Genomic DNA, 23920 nt, shown 5'->3' on the forward strand with positions numbered 1-23920 from the left:
TTAAAGGAGAAAAACAAATGAAAAAAAGATTGATACTAAGCTTAGCAAGTGGTGGAATTTTATTTCCAGTAGTTGCTATAAGTTGTGGGCAAGAATCAAAACCCACCCCTTCTGATCCAGTTGCTGCTTATAAACAAAGCCACGCTGACATTTTAAGCAAAACTCAAGAAACAGTTGTTGTGGCTGATGAACCAAAAGTTACAACAGCGTTAACTGCTTATAATACTTTAGATGCAAATATTAAAACATCTTTAACAAGTGAAAAAACATTACTAGATCAACTTAATTCTAAAATTGTAGAACTTAAACAACAAAATCCTACCCCTCCTGTTCAACAACCTCCATTATCTCGAGAGGAAATTACCCAACAAGTAAATTCTAAATCATTAAATGATTTAGGAACATTATATTTTGAAGTTGAACAACAAACTTCAAATGGGTTTACTTTTAGCCAAAGAATAATAGATTTTTCTCAACTTTCTATGTCGCAAGCTTTAAATGCTCGAGCTGGCTTTGCTCCAAAAGACGAAAGAATCCTTTCAACTTTATTAAATGTTCGACTAGCTGATGATAGAAGTGGGTTAATTGCTTTTATACAATTTGGTAATGGAGAAACTAAACAATATAAATTAACTGGATTTTCAGAAGAAAATGGTTATAATAGCCAAGGTAGATTAGAAACTGAAGAAGAGAAAAAAGCTCGTGAAACAACTCAAACTCAATATGCAGTTGAATATAATAATGTTCAAAAGTATGATTATGATTTAAATAATATTCAAAGAGCACTTGATTCTAATGCTTACCAAAGAAGTTTTACAACTAATAATGAAGCAAAAGAAAAATATAATAAAGTAGCAAAAGAATTAAATATGCTTGATTATGATACTGCATCAAAATTTGGGTTTGTTATTCCTAAATATGATGCTTCAGGAAATGTATCAGGTCTAGATGTTCCAGCCAGGGGACCAAGAAGCACCACACATTGATATGACCACTATAAGACTTCTGCTCCAAGTCCACAAAGAAATACAGGTTTACCGAGAAAATTAGTTAATGATAATTATGCTGAAGCAGCACTACAATCATATTTACTAAGTTTTAGAGCACCAATATTTACTAATGATGAAGCAATTCAAATTAAACTTGAACAAGCTCTAGAAGCAGTAGAATTTGATATTTATAAAATGGCAGATTTATTAGATGATAAAACTGCAGCTGCTGAAATTAAAAAGCGTTTAGATGATGATAAGGTTTCAAATAGAACAGGTAAGAATACTGAAGCTGTGATTGATGCAGTATTTAAAGATATTATTACAAAGTTGGAAGCAGAAGCCGGGGGAGATCCTGCTAAAACTGAGAAAATGTATGAAACTAAATATACTCCATTTATTAAAGAACATAGGCAGAAACTTTATGATGCTGTAGAGTCTAAAAAAACTTTTTCACAAGATATCGTAACTCGTTTAAAGAATGATATTAATGAAAGAACAGTTCGTGATTATGAATCATTTAAAAATTACAAAAATAGAGCTAAATCTAAAGTTGGTAATGCCGGAACAGCATGAATTTTAGACTATGAGAAAAAAGATGATAATTCATATCCAACTAAATGGTATTTTGCAACTAATTACCATGTTATAAATGGGTGAAATGAAAAAACACTTGATAGCATCCGTATGGATATTCTTGGGCGAACTGAACAAAAACACATCTTTAATGCTATAAAAGTTTTAAGCATTGAAGATAAATTCAATAAAATAGATGTTAACAAAAATGCCTTTAAAAATATTTTTGATGGTCGTAATGTTTTAAAAACTAGTCCATATACTCTTTCAAAAGATGATACTGTTAAAGATAAAGAGGAGTTTATTGATTTTGCAGTTTTTGAAATTGACTTTACAAAATTTGAAGATAAGGATCGTAAAATTGGTGAAGAAATAAAATCCCCACAAGATTTTGCTAAATTCTTTACTAATGATTATGCTAATTTAGATGATAAATTAAAACTTAAAGTTCCTAAATACGATTATGTAAATGATTTTGATAAAATTAACCAACCATTACTTGCCAAACCTGGATCACCTGAAGCAACTAAAGCATATGATAATTTATACGTTGTTTCATATCCAAAAGCAAAACAACAAGGATTTTATGATTTTTACTTAAATGATTATACAGATATTGATCAAAAAGCAGTAATTGAATCAACTCATACTATGTGAACTAATGCTTCATCTACTTGATATGACGTATCTTCACCTAATAAATCAGATGAAAGAACCGTTAAACGTCTTGAAAAAGGTGGAACATTATCTCATATGCTTAACTTAAGACAATTCAAAGATAAACCCGGTGTATATGATAACTTCATCGTTGCACCACGTTCATCGGGAGATAAATATTTAGAATCGCACGATGATAAAAAAGAATATGTAAGCAGCGGTATTGGGATGCTACTTAAAAACTTTGAAGTTGGTGGTGGAGCCAGTGGTTCTGCAATTAGAAATCAAAATAATGAAATCATGGGTATTTTAACTACAGTATTCCAATTTTCAACTACTTCAGCAGGGGTAGCAATTCGTTCAAATGGATTTGACTATAAAGGTCTTTATGGAACCTACAACTTACCGCAGTATGATTTAGTTTATGGTGGCGGGAAAGATCAAAGTAATTCATATCGTGAAGCTTTAGTTGAACTATATCCAAATTCAAACATGAAAACAAACTTAATGCCTGAATCTATTAATAAAGTTCCAACAGGCTACGAATTTAATAAATAATATAAAAACTATATGCAATTTACATGCATATAGTTTTATTTTAAAAACTTTTATGATAAGTATTAGAATTTTGAATGTACATATCGAAATCATCATTAGGATTATGTGATTCATAGACATTCAATACTTATATGGTATTAGTAGATATTAATAAATATTTAGCGGAAATAATTTTTGAATATCTTGTTATTTTTTGTATAGTATGAAACTGAAAATTATAAAACACAAGTAGTTTTACTTGTGTTTATGTATATTCACGATATTATTTAATAGAGTGTCTAATAATAATTATACTATATAAAAAGTTATTAGCAAAATTTAATTTTTTTGCTAACGTATAAATAAATTTATGTTAATATTATTGCGGGAAGTAATTCCCAAATTATTATGTAAATTTATCTTATTAAAAATTAAGGAGGCTTATGAAGCCAAAAAAAATTAAATATTTATTTTTTTCTATTTTAGCCATGAGTTCTGCTACAACTATGGTTATTATGGGACAGAATAACAAAACTCTAATAAACAATTTAAATACTTATGAAAATTCAAAATTTTACGAAATTACCAATAACTCAATAATTAGTAATTCTCAAGATGCAATGAGTATTCAAAAAGCTGTAGGAGTTAAGCGCTTTGATATTATTTATAAAGGTACTACAGATTCAGATCTCAAAGACAAGATTAAAATTATAGCAGAAAAATATTTAAAAACCAAGAAAGAAAATTTAGTTTATATTATTGGTGATTTTTTAAAAACTATTTCTATAGCTATAACTAGCTCGCAAGACTATGATAAGTTTAAAGAAGCAATAAATAAATATGGAACTGAAGACGAAGATGTCTCAAGTGTTTTTGGTTTTAAAACCAATTATACTCATCAAGATTTTATTAATAAACGTAAAAATGAAAGTGTAGTTACAACCACATCTATAAACACTGATAACAATCCAAGATTTAATTTAGGAGTTGCTTTTGATTACAGGGGTTCTGACAACTATCATTTGTATAATTTAGTCGGACTTTCAAAAGACACAATTTTTTCACATTTCAAAGAATACGTAAATAAGAACCCAATTAAAGTTGGTATTTTAGAGGCTGAAGGTGTAATTAATAATGATTTATCACCTTTTTACTGAAACAAAAAATATGGAAATGGAGCTCACTGGAGAAATGAATTTTTCTATACAGAATCATATAGCAATCATGCTAATAATGTGGGTGAAATTTTAGTTGGACAAAAGGGGATAAATCCCACTGCTACTTTATGGAGTGTTGAATTAAACACACGTTGAAATGGACTAGCTGGAGAAATGAATTTCTTCCTAGGACAAGGTGTAAAAATAGTAAACAACAGTTGAGGTGTATTTGATCCAAAAAATAATAAGGAAAGTCAAGTATATAATAATGATTCACATTATTTTGATGAATTAATTAAGTCAAACCCAGAACTTGTTAATTTCATATCAGCTGGTAATAATTTTGAAACTTGAAAAAAAGATGGAAAACTTATAGAGGCTTATAAGCCATTAGCAGGAATTGCTTTATCTAAAAATAGTATAGTTATTGGTGCTATTAATAATGACTATTTACAAACTAAAACAAATTATAGTCAAATAGGTAGCGATAAAAACTATATAACCGCCGTTACATCTGGTGGATCTTATAATTTTTCAACTAGAACGGATGATGACTTCTTTTCAGGAAGCGGTACAAGTTTTTCAACTCCAGTCATTACTGCCTTAACATCAATGGTTATTCAAAGAAATCCATATTGATTTAACTTAGGACATGATTCAATAATTGCTAAATCTGCAATAATTTCAGGTTCTGTAAAACCAAGATACACAAATTCTGTTTATACTAATGAAACAGGGTTTGGAATACCTCAGTTTGAATTTGTGGATCAAGCTGTTAAAAATCTTAAATACCATAAAAAAACTGGACCTAAATTTACTACAAACCATAGCATTTATTTAAATAAAGGAGATACAATTAGAGCAAATATTTCATGATTAGCAGAAGTAAGAAATAAACAAAATATAGTTGATTTTGATTTAAAAGTTTACGATCCAAGTAATACTTTATTAACATCTTCTATTTTAGGTGAGAGAAACACAGAAACAGTAGAATTTACAGCTCAAACAAGTGGATATTATAATTTCAATCTTTTAAGATATGATAACAATGATATAAAAAGGGATTTAGCATTTACTTATGCAATTAAAAGATCAAAAAACTAAATTTAAAAGATTATTTTATTCTTTAATTATTCCTTCTCTTACTATAATTCCACTATCTGTTATTTCATGTTCTAATTTAACACGTGATCCATACTCCTCTGAATCAAAAACTGATGATGGTCAAAGACTTGTGAGATTTCATTATCCTAACAGGTCTGTGCATATAGATAATGCTTTGTGGTCTAGTGTTAATTATGATAGATTAGTCGAAAGTTCATCTTTTGATGATGCTTTTAAAAATGAATATGCAGATGTTATAAAACAGTATAAAGATGCTTATAATGAATATCATAAACCTATAACGAATTATGATGAAAAAGATAGTGCTGAAAAGAGTGCAAAGCTATCAGACGCCAGAAAAGTGGTTATTGATAAATGACAAGAAAAAAATATAAAATTAAATAAAAATAAGATTTTTAGTTTAATTAATTCGAATCATGAGTTAGCTTCCGATAAATACAAAGATATTAAAGATATTTTTAAAAACACCGATTTTAGTAAAAATACTATTTTAGTTGTTAATGGCTTGAACTATCACACTGGAAGCATTAATGAGGTTGTAAAAGGTTCTGGATATTGAATTAAAAAAGTTAATATCCTTGATAAAAACATAAACCTTGAATATAAATTAGTAGAAATTCAAGCAAAAGGGTCAGGTAGGGGTGTAGCTAGTCAAGCGTTAAGCACAACATCAACAATACATTATATAGTTATTAATAAGTTAGATTCTTTAGATAATTATAACTTTACTTTTAATATCCCCAAAGATAGCAATATATAATATTTTATAATACTAAAAAGTTAACACTACTACATGTTAACTTTTTATTTGCATTTAAAAAATTGAATAATAAAATTTAATTTCCTAATATACTTTAGTAATAAATTTAATATTTATGTTAATTTTTGTTTAGTTTTAATGTAAAAATATTAACACTTAATAACTTTTATGTATATTATGCAGCCCTAAAAAAATTTTTTTATGATACACTAGGATCAGTTGTTATGGTATAATAAAATCATAATTTTATCTTTGTAAAATTATATTTATTTATATTGACAACAATAACAAATTAAAATATATAAAGAAAGGAATCACAATGTCAACAACAAATCAGTTAGTTAATCATGGCCGTGTCTCTAAAACTAAGAAACAAAATGCACCTGCCTTATCATTAACATATAACTCATTAATTAAAAAAGCTAAAAAAATGGCTTCACCATTTAAGCGTGGTGTATGTACCCGTGTTGCAACAATGACACCTAAAAAACCTAACTCAGCTTTACGTAAATATGCTCGTGTTAGATTATCAAACCAAATGGAAGTCACAGCTTACATTCCAGGAGAAGGACACAACTTACAAGAACACTCTGTTGTGCTTATTCGTGGTGGTCGTGTTAAAGACTTACCTGGGGTTAGATACCATATCGTACGTGGAACCCAAGATGCAGCTGGTGTTGCAAAACGTAACCAAGGTCGTAGTTTATACGGTACTAAAAAAGCAAAATAATATAAGTGTAATTATTAATTAATTTAATATAAAATCAAGGAGGACAAAATGTCAAGAAAAAAATCAGCACCAATCCGTGAAGTACTTGCAGATCCAGTTTTTAACTCAGTAGTAGTTACAAAATTAATTAACCAAATTATGCTTGACGGAAAAAAATCAATTGCTCAAGATATTTTATATTCAGCATTTGAATTAATTAAAGAAAAAACAAGTAGAGAACCAATGGAAGTGTTTTTAGAAGCAGTTGAAAACATTACTCCACAACTAGAAATTCGTACCAGAAGAATCGGTGGAACAAACTACCAAGTACCTACCGAAGTTCCTGCTCGTAGAAAACAAACATTAGCACTTAGATGATTAGTGCAATATGCAAGATTAAGAAACGAAAAAACAATGGATGTTCGTTTAGCAAATGAAATCATCGATGCATCAAAGAAAACTGGTGGAGCAATTAAAAAACGTGAAGACACCCATAAAATGGCTGAAGCTAACCGTGCATTTGCACACTTCAGATGATAGTCTTTTAGTTAATATTAATTTATATTATGGCTAGAGATTATGATTTAAAAGATTACCGTAATATCGGTATTATGGCCCACATTGATGCAGGTAAAACTACCACAACAGAAAGAATTTTATTCCATACAGGAAAAATCCATAAAATTGGAGAAACTCATGATGGTGTTTCACAAATGGATTGAATGGAACAAGAAAAAGAAAGAGGTATTACTATTACCTCAGCAGCAACCACTGCTTTTTGAAAAGGTAAAAGAATTAATATTATTGATACCCCAGGACACGTTGACTTTACAGTTGAAGTTGAACGTTCACTTCGTGTTTTAGATGGGGCAGTTGCTGTTTTAGATGCACAATCAGGAGTGGAACCTCAAACAGAAACAGTTTGAAGGCAAGCAACTAATTATAAAGTTCCACGTATTGTATACGTAAATAAAATGGATAAAGCAGGAGCTGATTTTGCTGCTTCTGTTGCATCCGTAAAACAAAGATTAGGTGGAAATGCAGTAGCAATCCAATGACCTATTGGAGCTGAATCAGACTTTAAAGGGGTTATTGATTTAGTTACCAGACAAGCTTTCACTTATAACGGAGAGCCTCAAGAAGAAGAATTCCCAACAGCAATTCCTACTGACTTAGAAGAAATTGTTGAAATTAAACGTCAAGAATTATTAGAAGCAGTTGCTGCTTTTGATGAAGAATTAATGATGGCTGTTTTAGAAGGAAAAGAAGTAGAACTTGATGCTTTTAAAGCTGCAATCAGAAAAGCAACTTTAACTTCTGAATTTTTCCCAGTAGTTTGTGGAACTTCATTTAAAAATAAAGGTGTTAAGAAAATGATCGATGCGGTTGTTGATTATTTACCTTCACCTTTAGATATTCCTGCTATTAGAGCACACGAAGGAGAAAATGAAGTCAGTGTTGAAGCTAGCGATGAAGGAAACTTTGCTGCTTTAGCATTTAAAGTTATGAATGACCCTTTTGTTGGTTCATTAACTTTCTTCCGTGTATACCGTGGGGTATTAAACAAAGGAAGCTACGTATTTAACTCAACTAAGGGTGAAAAAGAACGTATTGGACGTGTGCTACAAATGCATGCTAACAGCCGTGTTGAAATTGATGAATGTCGTGCTGGAGATATTGCAGCAGCGGTTGGTCTTAAATACACAACAACTGGTGATACTTTAATTGATGAAAAATCACCAAAACTTGTACTAGAAAAAATGGTTTTCCCTGAGCCAGTTATTTCACAAGCTTTAGAACCAGAATCAAAAGCTGCAACTGAAAAACTTTCATTAGGGTTACAAAAATTAGCAGCAGAAGACCCAACTTTTAGAACTTATACAGATGATGAAACAGGTCAAACAATTATCGCTGGTATGGGTGAATTGCACCTTGACATTATTGTCGACCGTCTAAAACGTGAATTTGGTGTTCAAGCTAAAGTTGGTGCTCCACAAGTTTCATACCGTGAAACTATCACCAAAACAGCTGATGTGGAAGGAAAACACATTAAACAATCTGGTGGTAAAGGTCAATATGGTCACGTATGAATTAAATTTGAACCTAACCCAGATGGTGGGTTTGAGTTCGTTGATAAAATTGTTGGTGGTAAAATTCCAAAAGAGTACATTAAATCAATTCAGAAAGGTCTTGAAGAAAAAATGGCTGTTGGTATTTTAGCTGGATATCAAATGATTGATATTAAAGCTACCTTATTTGATGGTTCATACCACGACGTTGACTCTTCAGAAATGGCTTATAAAATAGCAGCTTCTAAAGCTCTTACTAAAGCTAAAGACCAAATTGGAACAGTATTACTTGAACCAATTATGGATGTTTCAGTTGTTGTTCCTTCAGATCACATGGGAGATGTAATTGGTGATTTATCACGTCGTAGAGGGCTTGTTAATGACCAAGAACAAAGAAACGATGGAGCCGTTGTTGTTAGAGCACAGGTTCCACTTTCAGAAATGTTTGGTTATTCAACAGAACTTAGATCAATGACTTCAGGTCGTGGAACCTACCAAATGCAATTTGATCACTACGAAAAAACACCTAAAAACATTTCTGATGAAATTATTAAGAGAAGAAACTTACAATCTAAAGACGAGGATTAATTCTTTGAATCAAAATATCTTGCTTTAAACATGGACAGCAAAATTTAACATTTTAGTAACTTATAATGCCATTGCAAATTGCTTTGGCGTTTTTCAGTTTAAGTTTGATTGAATTCGATCGTTATTATACCAAACTACATATTCTTGTATCATATCATTAAGTTCATTGAACGTAATTTTGGAATAATCTAAATCATTTAATAATTCGGTTTTAATGATCCCAAACCAATATTCAATTTCTCGATTATCAAGTGAGTTTCCCACTCTTGATAACGAAATAACGCCACCAATATTTTGAACTTCTTTAATATATTGATGATGTGTATATTGAAAGCCATGATCTGAGTGAATGATAAAATTTTTGGGTTTGTATTGTTTTAATAAATTTAAATTGTCTAAAACTAGTTCTAGATTATTACTTCTTGATAATTTAAAACCAACAATTTGTTTAGTTTTATGAGACAAAATTGCAGACAAATAAACGTGTGATTCTAACACGTCTTTTGGTGCTTTTATATATGAAACATCAGTTGCATAAATATTTCGATTGTTTTGATCGTTATAATCACGATTTACGAAGTTATCAATTTGTGAAGATACATTTTTAATTTCTTTTCGTTTTGATTTTTGTCTTAGCTTACATTTTAGGCCTAAAAGGTTCATATATCTCCCTAAAGAACGTTCGTTTATATCTATTTTGTATTTTTGAGATATGTAAACACTTAGCTTTAGCCTTCCATATCTTGACTTTGTTTCTATGAACGATTTTTCAATTACATCACTATGTTTAGGGAGTTTTTGTGAAATTTTAATCTTATGAGTTTTAGAAATTGTTTGCCTAGAAATGCCAAAAACTTCTGAAAGCTTCACATAACTTATGCTAAAACTTTTTAATTATTAATTAGAAATGTCACATGCAAGTTTTTTGCATGTGACATTGTTTTTGTCTGCCTTGTAATAAAATAGTTGTATTAATAATTTTTCAAAAAATAAAGGAGACCTTAAAATTATATGAAAAATTTAGAAAAATATATTTGTGTTTTTGACAAATATCGAAAAGAAAATAAATATCAACATTTTAAAATTGAAGAGAATTACAACACTATCTTGAAAATGCAAGGAGCTCTTGGGACACAACGAAAATTACGATCAGATCAAATCGATCTAGAACAACTTTATAATATTTTACAAGAACTTTCTGAAGGTTTCTCAATCCAAGAAGTAGCCAAAATTTTTAATAGAGACATTCGAAGTATAAAAAACAAAATCGCTATGTTTGTCCTAAGTGTTCAAAAAAAGTAATGCGGGTTAAAACCCTTAATTTTACCAAGCTATACGAACATTTATTAGGTTATTCATTTTCACGACTCTTTTTTGTAAGTGATGCAATTAAAGAGAAATGAAAGGCCTACAGAAAATATTGATATAGTGAGCTTAACACATACAATAAAAATAGAAATAAAAAGAATTTGAGCAAAAAGAAGTTAAGAAATCAGTTACCTATCTTGTGAATTCTTTTAAAAAATTATCCCCTGATGAATTTGCTCCCTCACCTAGTACAATTTATAAAATAATCAAAAAATACCCTTATTTCCTTGATTTTGACCATATTGTTAAAAAATCTGAAGGCAAATATGGCATAAGGAAGCAAAAGAAAACCAAACCTAAAACATTAAAATATGCTACAGAAATTTCAAAACGTCCAGCTTATATTAATGATCGCTCTGAACACGGCCATTTTGAATTAGACACCGTTATTGGTAAAATCAATGATACCTATTGTATTGTGACCATGATTGAACGGCAAACCAGAATGTCTTATGCTATGCTTTCAAAACGCAACTCCAAAGCTATAAAACAAACTCTTGTCAAACTAATCAAGAAACATAACTTAGAGATTAAAACTTTAACAGTTGATAATGGTAGTGAAAATGTCTTATTGCACGAGGTAATTCCAACTGAAAGATTATTTAAATGCCAACCATATAGTTCATGACAAAAAGGTTCAATAGAAAATATGCACCGCTTAATTAGGTATTACATTCCCAAAGGAAAAAGCTTAGATAAATACTCTCAGCAAGAAATTGATTATATGATGGAAAAAATAAATAACTATCGGCAAGTTGTCCGGAAATATAAGATAATCTAAAATTTTTTAATCCCCCGCCTTTGATTGCAATCAAAGGGGCCTTACTTTTGACAAAAGTAAGCAAAACCGAGAGAAAACACTGCCGTGTTTTCTGTTTTCTCATACATTTTTTATCTAAAAATTATGTTAAAATTAAAAGACAATTATTTTGTTAACATCTCGCAAGTGACTTTTCCAAAAAACACCGTGTTTTCTGTTTTCTCATACATTTTTTTATCTAAAAATTATGTTAAAATTAAAAGACAATTATTTTGTTAACATCTCGCAAGTGACTTTTCCAAAAAACATTGTTAAAAAACTATAATTATATTTATCTTTAAAAGATATTTATATAGTATAATAAAGGAAATTTTCAATATCAAGAAAGGGAAATATGAATTTTTGACATTATCGCAGAAATATAGCAGATTTTAGCAGTTCAAGGCCATTATTTTTATCATTTTTTGTACTCAGTTTATTTGTAATCTTATTTTTATACATTTACCGCAAAAGGGTATATAACTATTTTAATCAAGAAGGTAAAAAATTTATTTTCAAAACACTATCACTTGAAAATTTATTTGTGGCAATTGGTATTTTTACAACAATATATAATTTAATTCGCTTAGGTTTTTTAATTTGAATCGATTATCCTTATAAATGGGAATTATTCCCATTGCATTTATGTAGGTTTTTTAGTTTTACAATCCCTCTTTTATATATATTTAAAAAAGGTCCTAAAATTAATATGGTAAGTATTTTAGCTGTCTTTGGGGCGATATTTGGATTTTTATTTGCTGATTTAGGAGCAGATCCAGTTGCAACCCAAATTGACAGAGAATATAATGATCTTAAAGAAGGAACTAGAGAGTGAAATAATGCTGGTTTTAATTTAGGCTATGATAACGTTCTATTTTGAGATTTTATTTTTGCTCACTCATTTGTTTTAATTATGCCAGTATTTACCCATATTGTATATGGTCCAAAAGCAAAAATAAAATTAAGAAATTTTGTACAAGGGTCAGCCTTAATGCTTGGTATGTTAGTTTTAGTATTAATTGGTAATATCGTGTTGTTCCATGGAATTAAGAATTCTAATAATAGAGTTCAGATCCAATGAACATCTAATTGATTCTATTTAGGTGCTAAAGGAATTAATACTTTAGGTAAACTATCTAAATGACCATTTTCTCCAATCATCTTTGGGCTTGCTGGTGTAATAGTCAATATCCTTGGTTATATCTTTTATATGTTCATGTCAAGTATTGACTTTGAATTTAATAAATACTATATGTAAAGCCGGACAGAAAAGTTAACATGTAAATGTTAGCTTTTCTGTTACCATTCGTTGGTACCAACGAAAAAATTTTTTGAAAGGAAAATTATGTCAAGACATTTAAAGAAAGAAGAATTTGCAAAAATATATGAAGAATATCAAAAGTCAGGTTTCCCAGGTGCTTTTCGGGCTATTTACCAAATATCACCAGGAACAAAAAACTTACAAAGAAATAGTGTAAAAGTTAGAATTAATAAAATAATTAAGTATTATAATTTAGGTATGGAAGACTTATTGCAGACAAAGAAAGGCGAAAACCGCAAAAAAGGAAGTGGCAGTCCTAAGAAGAAAAGAGAACCAAATTGAGATATTTTTGATCGTGATGATTTGTTACAAATAGCTAAAAGATATTATGAAATTACCAATGAATTACCCAAAAGTAAGAAAGTTATTGAATTAAAAAGTTTTAGCATAAGTTATGTGAAGCTTTCAGAAGTTTTTGGCATTTCTAGGCAAACAATTTCTAAAACTCATAAGATTAAAATTTCACAAAAACTCCCTAAACATAGTGATGTAATTGAAAAATCGTTCATAGAAACAAAGTCAAGATATGGAAGGCTAAAGCTAAGTGTTTACATATCTCAAAAATACAAAATAGATATAAACGAACGTTCTTTAGGGAGATATATGAACCTTTTAGGCCTAAAATGTAAGCTTAGACAAAAATCAAAACGAAAAGAAATTAAAAATGTATCTTCACAAATTGATAACTTCGTAAATCGTGATTATAACGATCAAAACAATCGAAATATTTATGCAACTGATGTTTCATATATAAAAGCACCAAAAGACGTGTTAGAATCACACGTTTATTTGTCTGCAATTTTATCTCATAAAACTAAACAAATTGTTGGTTTTAAATTATCAAGAAGTAATAATCTAGAACTAGTTTTAGACAATTTAAATTCATTAAAACAATACAAACCCAAAAATTTTATCATTCACTCAGATCATGGCTTTCAATATACACATCATCAATATATTAAAGAAGTTCAAAATATTGGTGGCGTTATTTCGTTATCAAGAGTGGGAAACTCACTTGATAATCGAGAAATTGAATATTGGTTTGGGATCATTAAAACCGAATTATTAAATGATTTAGATTATTCCAAAATTACGTTCAATGAACTTAATGATATGATACAAGAATATGTAGTTTGGTATAATAACGATCGAATTCAATCAAACTTAAACTGAAAAACGCCAAAGCAATTTGCAATGGCATTATAAGTTACTAAAATGTTAAATTTTGCTGTCCATGTTTAATGCCTAATAAAGTATCACGTAAAAGATTTAAGGATGTTTGAAATGAACTAAAAACTCCTTGAAAAGAAGTTTTAAATTTTAGAATTAAGGAATAGGAAACAAGAATAATAAATATGCTGACAAAGAATATTCGAACATTTACGAATATTCTTTTTATATAATGAAAGAGTTTTATAACAAAAGTTAAGCTCAAAATGACCAAAGATTAATTTAAAAAATTCACATATAAAAAATGAATGGATTATTTAATCCATTCATTTTTTACATCCTTTAGGTTTAGTGTATTTAATTTGATTTTTATTTAAAATTAAAACTACTGCATAAAGTGTAGTGGACTTCTTGATAAGTAGCATGATTGTTTTGTTCACTTATTATTGCACATAAAAATTATTTGAGAACTTACCTGTAAATTGAGTATTTATATCACTTGGTTCTTTAGGTGTATTTGAAAGGGGATCAGGTATAAAGAGGAATGAAGTTGTTAAACAAGGATGCCCTTTTGTAAGATATGGTTAACTATATACAACTTATAACACTTCTTTAAAGAAACAAAATCAAACATCCCATTAGAAATATATATAATTTTTCTATTTTTAAAATGCGAATTATGAGTTAATTAAAGAAGATAAAGATAACAATCGAATCTATAGGTTTGCAAGAAAAAAGCGTTGCAAACAATGGTATAAAATTATTGACTTTATTTTAATTATAAGAAACATGCTATGAAACAAATTGCTATGTATTTGATCCCGCTAAAGATACAAGATTCTTTATTATAATAAACCCTCATAAGTTTTACCAATTTATTTGACTTATGAGGGTTTATTTAAATTTTAGACATGATTTTATAATTTATAAATGTTATATAAGATAGTATTATTTATATACAAAATCCATATGTAAGCCATCAGGGCTAGCTGCATCGCTTTTATCAATAATTAAAAAGTATGTTTTAAATCAATTATCGCTACCTACTGCAGTATTAGAAGCATAAATAGCATCATTATGAAACATATAAAAATTATATTTATCATTATATGAAAATGAAATCTTTAATTTTTTTGAGTTTTTATCAAAAATAAAATCATTTATATTTAACTTCTTTTCTCTATTGTCAGACTTAGCAAAAATTTGAGAATTATAGTTATTTAAAATTAATAAATCTTGTTTATTAAAATCGATATTATCCAGAAGCTCATTAAATTCACTTGTAATTTGTGTTTTTTCAGAGTAGTAAGTAGGATTTTTAGTTTGTAATAATTTTATAAAATCTTCTTTGTTTTTAATTAAATAAGTTGTTTTAGTAATATTCTTTGTAATTCATTTAGGTGTTGAATTTGGATAGTTGGAATAATCAATATAATTAAAGTAACTATATGCAATTCCAGTTGTATCATAATATTTGCTTTCTTGATGCTCTGGATATAAAAGTTTATGTTGCTGATATTTTTGCTTATCTTCTTCAGTTACTCTGTCTAAATCTACTCAAAAAAGAATTGGAGAATAACCTTCCTTAGTTCAAACTTTTTTATTAGTATTTCAATATGTATGTACTCCAATACGTGATAATCTGTTAATCTTTTCGTGCTCAATAAAATAAATAGATATGAGTGTTAATGGAATGGCAAGTAATCCAAAACCTAATAGACTATATTTTAAGATTCTTTTTTTGGTCTTCTGTAACATAAGTTATTGCCACTTCAACATTTTTGCGGGTTGTTTTATAAGTATAAACTTCGAAATTAATAGTTCCGCCTCGACCAGATTCATCGGCCTGTGCTTTAACATATGCACTATTTAAATTTATATATTGGATTTTTTTATTATTATTTTCCGCTATTAACAGCTTGTTTGAACTTACACTCACTAGCGGTAAAATCGTTAGTACACTAGTAGCACCAAAAAATATATTTTTAACTTTTTTAAACATAAAACCTCTTTAAAACCTAGTTAGTATTAATAATTATTAGTATAAATTATTCAACTAACTAATATTCATTTTTTTCTTTTTTTAATAGATATTATCACCTAAAAACAGTGAAGCAATACCTTATAAACTAAAAATAATTTTGTTATTTGCTTATATAATAATTATAACACTATTTTAAATGTTTTTTGAGAAAACTATTTTTTAGACAGGAAAGAAATATTCAGATTTTGTCCGAATATTTCTTTCCTGTCTAGAGCCCCAGAAGTTTTAGCAATTTATTTGGCAAAACTTCTGGGGTTGTTAGTTAAAAGTTTATTTTTTGCTTTATTTATCTTTTCATGCTTTTAAGTATGAATTATTATATCAATTGTACAGAGTTTTATAATAAGCAAGGTTTTTATTGGCGGTTCTTGTATCTTCTAGTATTTCAAATTTTAACTCTTTTGATTTAGGCAATACAAAAACTCCAAAGCTATGACTTTGTGGACCACATCTTGCCTGCGGCGGTTTTGGTCATTAACTATAATATTTAGAGTTATTTTATCATGATCATAAAAAGGGACAAGATAATCAATAGTTGAATTATGCTGTTTGATATTACCGTAATTTGCAAAAATATAAATATTATTATCTTCCAAAAGATTATAAACATTTTTATTATTTAAATAAATGGATTCAAATAATTCCTTGATTTGAATATCATCATTAAAGTCATCATGATTATGCAATTCTTTAAATCGATTTATAATTAAGGAATTAAATAATTCTTTTGAAGATATCTCAATAAATCTTTCCTTTATTTTAGGAACATTTTCATCAAAATATACTGTGTTAAAACCTCCGGTTTGATTTTGGCTATAAGTTTGTTTTATTCTTCCATTATTATCCAACCATATTGGTGGGATAAAAGTAGCTAACTTAACTAGATTTTTATACTTAGGCATAATAAGATTATATATTTTACTAATTTCTTTTGAAATTTTTAACCTTTGTTCCTCATCTATATCATTAAAAGAATTTGGATTAACTAACTCGTCATTATTCACAGTGCAGGCAAAAGCTGTAAAAGGGATTAATATCGTGCTAAGACCAACTAATGTTTTCTTAATCATGGATTCCTTTTACCAAATGAGTACAGCACATTTTTTACTGCTGGAATACCAAAAAATGTCTAATCCCATTAAACTGATTGAGTTTAAAAAGAAAAATTTTAATTTCTTTGCCATAAATATCTCCTTTTTTTATTAATTGATTGCTGTTAAATATTATTATTGGGATTATTATACTATAAAAAATATTAATAATGTTTGAAAAATATCTTCCTTTTATCTAAACACATCATAATTATATCAAAGAAAAACATTAATATAAGCCCGAAACTTTTAGAAAGTATATTTTTCCTTATCTGTTATAATAATAGAATGGAAATATACATACACAACACTAATTATAATTTTAAAAAAACAACATTAATACACGGATTTTTTAAAGCATTATGTTTAACTTTATTAATTTTAATTATATTAATATTGAATAAAACATACATTCCTTTTAATATCCATTTATCAACTAATCAATTAAATCAAAATATTATCTTCTGGGGATTATTAATCCCTTTATATCTTGGTGTTTTAGCTGCAAGAATTTATTATTTTAAAATTGAATGGCAAATGTGACAGCATATTAAAGATAAAATTAAATATGAAGGTAATGGAGTATTTAATTTTACTTTCTTAAAATTATCCTTATTCATTCCGTTATTAGATATATATCGTTACTTCTTTTTATTTGCATTATTTAAAGAAGGAGACTATTATATATGTAATTGAAAAGAAGGTTCAAAACGTAATAATTTGAAATTTTCAGTTTATGATATTGCCCTTGGTGCAATTTTAATGTCTTTATTCTTTATTATTACTGCTTTAAAGAATTTTACTCCACTAAAAATTATTTCTTTATCGACTGAATATATCTTTTATATTATATTCACCATTTTCTTTGGTAAATATAAAGGGGCTTTTTTCTCTTTTTTGGCTGACTTTTTTAGTTTACTACTTTCAGGGCAAATTGCTTTATATCATGAAGCTTATGCAATTGTGCCAATTGCAGTTTCGTTTCTAATTGGCTTTATCTTAGATATCTTTAAGAAAAACAAAAAACAAGTTTTTATTTTTATGGAAATCTTTATGCTTTTATCTTTTGGCTTATTAATTTATACATTCTTAGTAAATGTCAATGATCCAAAAGGTTTAAGAATTTCATCTACTTTTGGAATTAGTAGGTTAAGTGTTGGAGTTTTTGGAACTTTACTAGCATTAACTTTAGGAATGTTTGCATTATTTAATTTATCAGTATATTGATATTTTAAAGCAAAAACCCCAGGTAAAAAACAAACCTACTTATACTTATCTTTAACAATCTTTTTAGTTATCTTTACAATTGTATTAGCAAGGTGAATCTGAGGTCCAATTGCCTTTATTCAATATGCTAATAGATATTTAGGAAGAAGTTATAACTTACAAAATCGTTATGTAATTGTTATGACCCCGATTGTTCTTAGGTCAGTAATTGCCTTGCCAATTTATATTTTAGTTTTAAATATTATTATTCCAGTATTGTTTAAACTAAAGAAAACCATCGTTAGAAGCGATTATAAAATCACATATTAATTTTTATATTTTAAGTTTTGTTATATAATATATAGGATTTTTCAAACTAAAAGAAAAAGGGAGGTCTTATATGGCTAATATTAAATCTAAAATGAAAAGCATCGTTAAGATGGAACAAGCTCGTGTAAAAAATGCAGCTATGAAATCTAGAGTTAAAACAGCAATTCGTAAAGCTCGAGAAGCTGTTTTAGCTAACGACGAAAAAGCAGCTTTATTAGTAGCAAATGCACACCACGTAATTGCTAAAGCTGTTGCTAAAGGAGTTTTTCATGCTAATAAAGGCGCAAGAAAACACTCACGTTTAGATCAATTTGTTAACAAAACAAAAGCAAACAATGCTTACTAAAATATTTTATTAAATGCAGCTTATTGCTGCATTTTTTTATATTAATTAACTAATGCTTATAAAAAAACAATGTCTTAATAATTAAGACATTGTTTAATATTTATTTGTTAGTCTTCTTTCACTTCTTTTAAGAATCAAGGCATATCATATACATCGGGGCTGTGTAAGTGAGCCTTGAAAATTTGTGAAGCTGCAGATTTATAATTTTGTAATGATAATGGGTGTTCATTATCTGGGTTAATACCTAGGAGGTTATATTCTCTAAGATCATAGCTATAAAATATACTATACTCATTTTTTCCAATTCCATATGTATGACTTGAAGCAGCAGTCATTAGACCAAAATAACTATGCTTTCCATCTTTTTCTACATATACTGGCGAACCAGAAGAACCAGGGCCACCATAAATATGTGAATAGTAATCTCTTCAACCGGTTTGGTATGAATTATCTTGAATATTTTTAGGTCTACGAGTAATTGAACCTGAAAGCTTCGTATGAGGGAAACCGAGGGTTGCTGCTTCCCAAATCATTGGAACTGATACTATTCTAAATTTAGAAGGAACATCCATGCTAACATTAGGCATTTTCATTATTCTTTCAATTTTTGATACTATATCCATTTTTCCAGAATTTCTAGCATTTTTCAAGTGTTGATTTAAATTAATTGATAATAAAATCATATCATGAGGATCACGTATTTTTTTACCATCTTTTGATTCTTGAGAGTGAGCTAACCACAATGCTTTAATAGGGATGTTGCCAGCAATGTAATGAGTGGAAGTATACTGCTTATTTCTTTCCAAAGTAGTATCAATAAGTTGGTAAGCTAAAAAGTAATATTTAGCTACATAGTCTTTTAAGAAACTATCACCAATAACATCATTAAAGTTTTTTGCGGCTTGGGTCTCTACATGCATGTTAGTTATGTAGTAGAAAGTAGCATCATTAGGATTATCATTTGTTTTGGCCAAAAAACCACCTGTACCTGAAGTTGAAGCAGAGTATTGGAATGCACGAAGGTATGCATTATCAACAACATCTCAATCCCTTCATTCTTCAAGGCGCATGAATTCAGCATCTAATTTATAACCATTATGTAATTCATATGGTACATTTTGGTTAGGTTGATAAACGTCTCGATTTGCTAAATATTTTGCATCTGAAAAAATAGTAATAGGCTGATTAAATTGATTATAATCCATGTTGTTATAATCAAATCTGTTTTGGTTTACCTTAAAGTCTTCTTTTTCTTCATCATTAGTATATTTTACACTGATGCTTGCAGCAGCAGGTAAAATAATAAATGCTCGCTCTTTTTCAAACTCAGTTTTGAAATGATCTTGAACTTCTGGTTCATCAATAATAATTTTATATGAATTATCTTCCATGAAGATTTTGAATTCAATACCAGTATTTTCATTTCATGTTAAACTTACAATATATTTAAAACTTTCTTGCTCTGAAACAGTTGCACTGTAAACATACTTATGTGACTTAGATGCAATTAACTGATCAAAGTCAACATTTATATCAATACCATTACTTAAATCTCTAAGGCGATTATTTTTATTAGTATCATTAATTAAAACATTAGCAAGGAGTTTGAATTTAATTGATCGATTTCTGGCATTTGGTTTTAATAAAGTTTGTTCTAAATATTTACGTTTAAAAGTCCATGAAGCTATGTTGGTTCTTTGATTTAAATTCCAAAGTAATTCATCTCACATAGGCTCAATTACTCTTTCGCGTGTAATTGAGGTTGGAGAATCTTGGATAGTTTTTAAATTGTTGTTAGTTCATGCAAAACTTTGATATATGTTATTTGTTTGACTTGGTGCAAAGCCTTGGATTTTGTATCAAATATTACCATTTATTCATTGATCATTACGATCTTGTACTTTAAAACTAATATAAGCTTGATCACCGGAAATACGTCTAATAGCATTTATTTTAAATAATGTAACTGGTAATGAATAATTTAAATAATTAATCTGCTTTTGTGAATCTGATTTTAATTTAATAACATTATTTAAATTTTCTAAATCATTTGCCCACTGCTCCGCAGTTTTAGTTTTTAATGTTTTATAGTTAATTTCTAAATCACTTATTTTAATATTATTTACCATGATTTCTGGATAATGGTGTTGTTGATAATCATTAACTAAGTTAATTAAAGTATATTCTTTACCATTAGTATATCTTATGCTTTGGTTTTTCTTATTAATTCAACCTAGTTTAAATGTCATACCCCGTTTACCAGTACGTTTAACATCATAATAAACAGGAAAGTACTCATCTGTTAAAGGTTTTGTATCAGTTGAGTTAACTGAAATATTTTTATCATAATATTTTTTATCTAACGGAACATATGCTTTACTATCATGGTTTTCACCTTTATTGTCTGTACCATTACCAAAAACCATTAAATATTCCATATTAACAAATGCTTTTTGATCAATCATATCTTGCACATTAAGCATTCTAAAATCTGGAGTTGGATTAGTTGATGAGGTTAATCTTGGCGTAAAGTTTGATTCATTAACTGAGTTGATGATACTAATAATATTTTGCGCTGGAGCTGTTGAGTTTTTAAAATCATCGGCAGTAAATACCTCACCTTTAGGTTTTAAATCAAAGAAGTTAAGTAATTTGAAATTATTAATTGAAACAGTTTTGTTGTTGGTAGCAGCTGGTTTTTCAACTTCAACACCATCTTTTTTATATCATAAAACTAATTTTGCATTACCATCTCAATCATTAATATCTCTAACTTCTTTAATAAATAATTCATATTTACCAAATTTAGGCAAAATATATGATTCACTAAAGGCTTTAATTGCATCAGAAGCAAGGTAAACTTCATGAGAATTTTTACTCTTATGATTAATCTTTAACGAATTAAAGAAATCAGAAGCATTACCATTAATTATTTTTAAGATTTTAGCTTCGTGAAGTTTATCAACATATTCTTGATAATCACCTTCGTTATTTCAAAATTCTACTGGTTTATTAGTTGCTATTTTAGCTTCTTTAATTACTTGGTTATTAAATAATACTTTTAAAGTTACATATAGTTTATTATCTTTAAATTCAAAATCATCTGAAAAATCATAACGGAAGAATTTTGAAATAAATTTAGATTTAGCTTTAAAGAATTTTAATTTCTTATCTTTTTCATAAGATAAGAAATCTTGTGATTTTAGTTCTTTTAAACCTTCATAATCTACATCAAAGTTTGTATCTAAGTCATTAATATTAATATCATTTACAAATTGTGTGACATCTTTTGCATATACTTTATTAAATTTGTATTTATAACTAATTTCAGGTTTTGATTTTAAAAACACTGTAACTTCAACTAGTAAATTATTCCAGTTAGTTTTATCCAATTCTAAATTAGTTATTTGATAATCAACATATTCATTGTCGTGGACATCAAAGAATAACTTAGTATTTTCAAAGTTGTATGATGCAGAATATGAGTATTTCTCTAAATCATATTTAGCACCTATTTCATTAAATTCAAATTTAAGTTTTCCATCTGTTTCTGCTTTGAAGTAATCTAAAAGAGTTTTTGAATCTGTTTCAGTATTATTCTTAAGATTTGTTTCTTGTGTCTCAAATGTTTTTAATAATTCTTCAAACTTACTAATATTGTTAGACATTGAAACTAGAGAAATTTTCTCTAGTTTAGATTCCTTATAAAAAAGTTTTAAATATTTACCTTTTTCTTTGTAATATTCTAAAACTTGTTTTTGTGATTTTTGATATTCACTAGTAATATAATTTTCAATTGAATTTAACTTATTATTAAGGTTGGTTCATGATTCAAGGAATTTAGTAAACTCAGTTTCAAAGGTAGTAAGTGCATTTTGTCCATAAGCATTAATTAAATCAGTTAAATCTTGTTTATTTTGATTACTTAAATCTGTTTCATTAACTTTACTAATTAATCTTTGTTTTGTATTTACCACAACATTTGTTTCTAAATAGTTAAGTTTTTCTTGTAGTTCGTAAATACCTGCGAGTGAATATATTTGTTTAATGCTATTTCTTAGTTCTTCTTTAGTTGTAGTATCAATGTCAGAACTTTCAACTAAAGCAGTGAAATCTTGCTTTTTACTATTAACATACTCAGAAGCTAAATTTTTCTCAATAATATAGTTTGTAATTGAAACAAAATGAGTATCAAAACCTTGGTTAAAGGTTGTTAATTTATCAAAAGATAAGTTAGTATTAACATACTCTTTTGCTTGGTTAATTTTAGTTTGTAATTCTTGATTTGAATTTAGAGTAGCAAATTCAATTACATCTTCTAACTTAGTTAAATTTTTATCAATAGTTTTAACTAATTCTAGTGGATTATTAATTGATTGTTTTAGGTTAAATAGCTTAGAAGTATTATTTTTTAATAAATCACTAACTTTTGAATTACTTAATTTAATTTTTTTAGCTTCTAAAAGAAAATCATCTAGTTCTTTATTTTTTGATAAAATGGCTTCGTTATATGAAGAAAGTTCTTGTTTAGTTGTTTTAATTTGAGTTAAAAACTCAGGAGTAAGTTTATCAAAGTTATTATTTGTAGTATTGATAAATTTATCATATTCATCTAGTTTGGTTTTAATTTTTTCAAAACTGTCTGGTTTGTAATCAATAGTTGAGTATAAACTTTCTATTTTGGTGTTTAAAATTGATAAATATTCAGTAACAAAATCAATTAATAAATTTGCTTTTGCTTCATCAAAATCATTATTTTGATAATTTGTTACAGTTTGTTTCAAAACATCTACAGAACTATTATTAACAGAATTTAGAAAGTTATTAACCTTGGTAATGTTAGCATTATCAATAGGTTTTGGTGTTGGTTTTTCATCATTTGTACAAGATAATGCAACAAATGGAACGACTGTTAGCGATGATAAGGCCAATGAGAATTTTTTAATTTTTTGCATAAAACTCCAGTATTTTTATTTAATTTATTATTAGTAAATTTTTTTGTAATTGTAATATCTTTAAAGTTATAAATAATAATCTATATTAAATTTTTATTTATTAGAAGTAAGATATTTTATTTT

19 protein-coding genes are annotated in these 23920 nt (G+C 27.8%); 13 read left to right on the top strand and 6 right to left on the bottom strand.

Annotation, left to right across the window (positions count from 1 at the left end; translation table 4 throughout):
- Positions 1–17: 17 nt before the first annotated feature.
- The 6 genes from mip (at position 18) to fusA (ending at position 9167) form a co-directional block, all read left to right on the top strand.
- Positions 18–2780 carry an Ig-specific serine endopeptidase MIP gene (gene mip, locus AC0B4K_RS00295; protein ID WP_465103334.1) on the top strand — a complete coding sequence of 921 codons (2763 nt, stop codon included), beginning with the start codon at positions 18–20 and terminating at the stop codon, positions 2778–2780.
- A gap of 422 nt (positions 2781–3202) precedes the next feature.
- On the top strand, positions 3203–5020 hold the full coding sequence (locus tag AC0B4K_RS00300; RefSeq protein WP_465103335.1) for a S8 family serine peptidase: 1818 nt from the start codon (positions 3203–3205) through the stop codon (positions 5018–5020).
- The gene (locus AC0B4K_RS00305; RefSeq protein ID WP_465103336.1) at positions 4995–5801 is read left to right on the top strand and encodes a hypothetical protein; all 807 of its coding nucleotides are present in this window, start codon (positions 4995–4997) and stop codon (positions 5799–5801) included. Before AC0B4K_RS00300 ends, AC0B4K_RS00305 begins: the two co-directional genes overlap by 26 nt.
- Before the next feature lie 319 nt (positions 5802–6120).
- Positions 6121–6531: a 30S ribosomal protein S12 gene (gene rpsL / locus AC0B4K_RS00310; protein WP_099309117.1), complete on the top strand. Its 411-nt coding sequence runs from the start codon at positions 6121–6123 to the stop codon at positions 6529–6531.
- Positions 6532–6579: 48 nt separating this feature from the next.
- Complete coding sequence (gene rpsG / locus AC0B4K_RS00315; RefSeq protein ID WP_099309118.1) at positions 6580–7050, top strand: 30S ribosomal protein S7; 471 nt, start codon at positions 6580–6582, stop codon at positions 7048–7050.
- A 26-nt stretch (positions 7051–7076) separates the two neighbouring features.
- The gene (gene fusA / locus AC0B4K_RS00320; RefSeq protein ID WP_465103337.1) at positions 7077–9167 is read left to right on the top strand and encodes an elongation factor G; all 2091 of its coding nucleotides are present in this window, start codon (positions 7077–7079) and stop codon (positions 9165–9167) included.
- Positions 9168–9227: 60 nt separating this feature from the next.
- Here the strand turns inward: fusA and AC0B4K_RS00325 are convergent, their stop codons facing one another.
- On the bottom strand, positions 9228–10037 hold the full coding sequence (locus AC0B4K_RS00325; RefSeq protein WP_465103338.1) for an IS3 family transposase: 810 nt from the start codon (positions 10035–10037) through the stop codon (positions 9228–9230).
- A gap of 141 nt (positions 10038–10178) precedes the next feature.
- Between AC0B4K_RS00325 and AC0B4K_RS00330 the strand changes: the two genes are divergently transcribed.
- The 5 genes from AC0B4K_RS00330 (at position 10179) to AC0B4K_RS00350 (ending at position 13861) form a co-directional block, all read left to right on the top strand.
- Positions 10179–10469: a hypothetical protein gene (locus AC0B4K_RS00330; protein WP_465103339.1), complete on the top strand. Its 291-nt coding sequence runs from the start codon at positions 10179–10181 to the stop codon at positions 10467–10469.
- Positions 10469–10741 carry a hypothetical protein gene (locus AC0B4K_RS00335; protein ID WP_465103340.1) on the top strand — a complete coding sequence of 91 codons (273 nt, stop codon included), beginning with the start codon at positions 10469–10471 and terminating at the stop codon, positions 10739–10741. The genes AC0B4K_RS00330 and AC0B4K_RS00335 overlap by 1 nt, the downstream gene beginning before the upstream one ends.
- Complete coding sequence (locus tag AC0B4K_RS00340) at positions 10675–11316, top strand: IS30 family transposase (protein WP_465103341.1); 642 nt, start codon at positions 10675–10677, stop codon at positions 11314–11316. The genes AC0B4K_RS00335 and AC0B4K_RS00340 overlap by 67 nt, the downstream gene beginning before the upstream one ends.
- Positions 11317–11689: 373 nt before the next feature.
- Complete coding sequence (locus AC0B4K_RS00345; RefSeq protein ID WP_465103342.1) at positions 11690–12592, top strand: TMEM164 family acyltransferase; 903 nt, start codon at positions 11690–11692, stop codon at positions 12590–12592.
- 87 nt (positions 12593–12679) lie between these two features.
- Positions 12680–13861 carry an IS3 family transposase gene (locus AC0B4K_RS00350; protein ID WP_465103343.1) on the top strand — a complete coding sequence of 394 codons (1182 nt, stop codon included), beginning with the start codon at positions 12680–12682 and terminating at the stop codon, positions 13859–13861.
- A 912-nt stretch (positions 13862–14773) separates the two neighbouring features.
- Here AC0B4K_RS00350 and AC0B4K_RS00355 read toward each other — a convergent pair.
- The 4 genes from AC0B4K_RS00355 to AC0B4K_RS00370 form a co-directional block, all read right to left on the bottom strand.
- A complete protein-coding gene (locus AC0B4K_RS00355; RefSeq protein WP_465103344.1) occupies positions 14774–15583 on the bottom strand; it encodes a hypothetical protein in 810 nt (269 codons plus the stop codon).
- The gene (locus AC0B4K_RS00360; protein ID WP_465103345.1) at positions 15546–15827 is read right to left on the bottom strand and encodes a hypothetical protein; all 282 of its coding nucleotides are present in this window, start codon (positions 15825–15827) and stop codon (positions 15546–15548) included. Before AC0B4K_RS00360 ends, AC0B4K_RS00355 begins: the two co-directional genes overlap by 38 nt.
- A 324-nt stretch (positions 15828–16151) precedes the next feature.
- On the bottom strand, positions 16152–16283 hold the full coding sequence (locus tag AC0B4K_RS00365; RefSeq protein ID WP_465103346.1) for a hypothetical protein: 132 nt from the start codon (positions 16281–16283) through the stop codon (positions 16152–16154).
- Entirely contained in the window at positions 16262–16939 is a 678-nt protein-coding gene (locus tag AC0B4K_RS00370; RefSeq protein ID WP_465103347.1) for a hypothetical protein, read from the bottom strand. The genes AC0B4K_RS00365 and AC0B4K_RS00370 overlap by 22 nt, the downstream gene beginning before the upstream one ends.
- 309 nt (positions 16940–17248) lie before the next feature.
- On the opposite strand from AC0B4K_RS00370, the gene AC0B4K_RS00375 reads away from it, so the two are divergent.
- Positions 17249–18496, top strand: coding sequence for a hypothetical protein (locus AC0B4K_RS00375; RefSeq protein WP_465103348.1), 1248 nt, complete (start codon positions 17249–17251; stop codon positions 18494–18496).
- A 70-nt stretch (positions 18497–18566) separates the two neighbouring features.
- Entirely contained in the window at positions 18567–18842 is a 276-nt protein-coding gene (gene rpsT, locus AC0B4K_RS00380) for a 30S ribosomal protein S20 (RefSeq protein WP_465101162.1), read from the top strand.
- A gap of 107 nt (positions 18843–18949) precedes the next feature.
- Here rpsT and AC0B4K_RS00385 read toward each other — a convergent pair whose 3' ends face one another.
- On the bottom strand, positions 18950–23797 hold the full coding sequence (locus AC0B4K_RS00385; protein ID WP_465103349.1) for an MGA_1079 family surface serine endopeptidase: 4848 nt from the start codon (positions 23795–23797) through the stop codon (positions 18950–18952).
- Between the last annotated feature and the right edge of the window lie 123 nt (positions 23798–23920).

This window comes from Mycoplasma sp. 11548 (genome assembly GCF_055523555.1).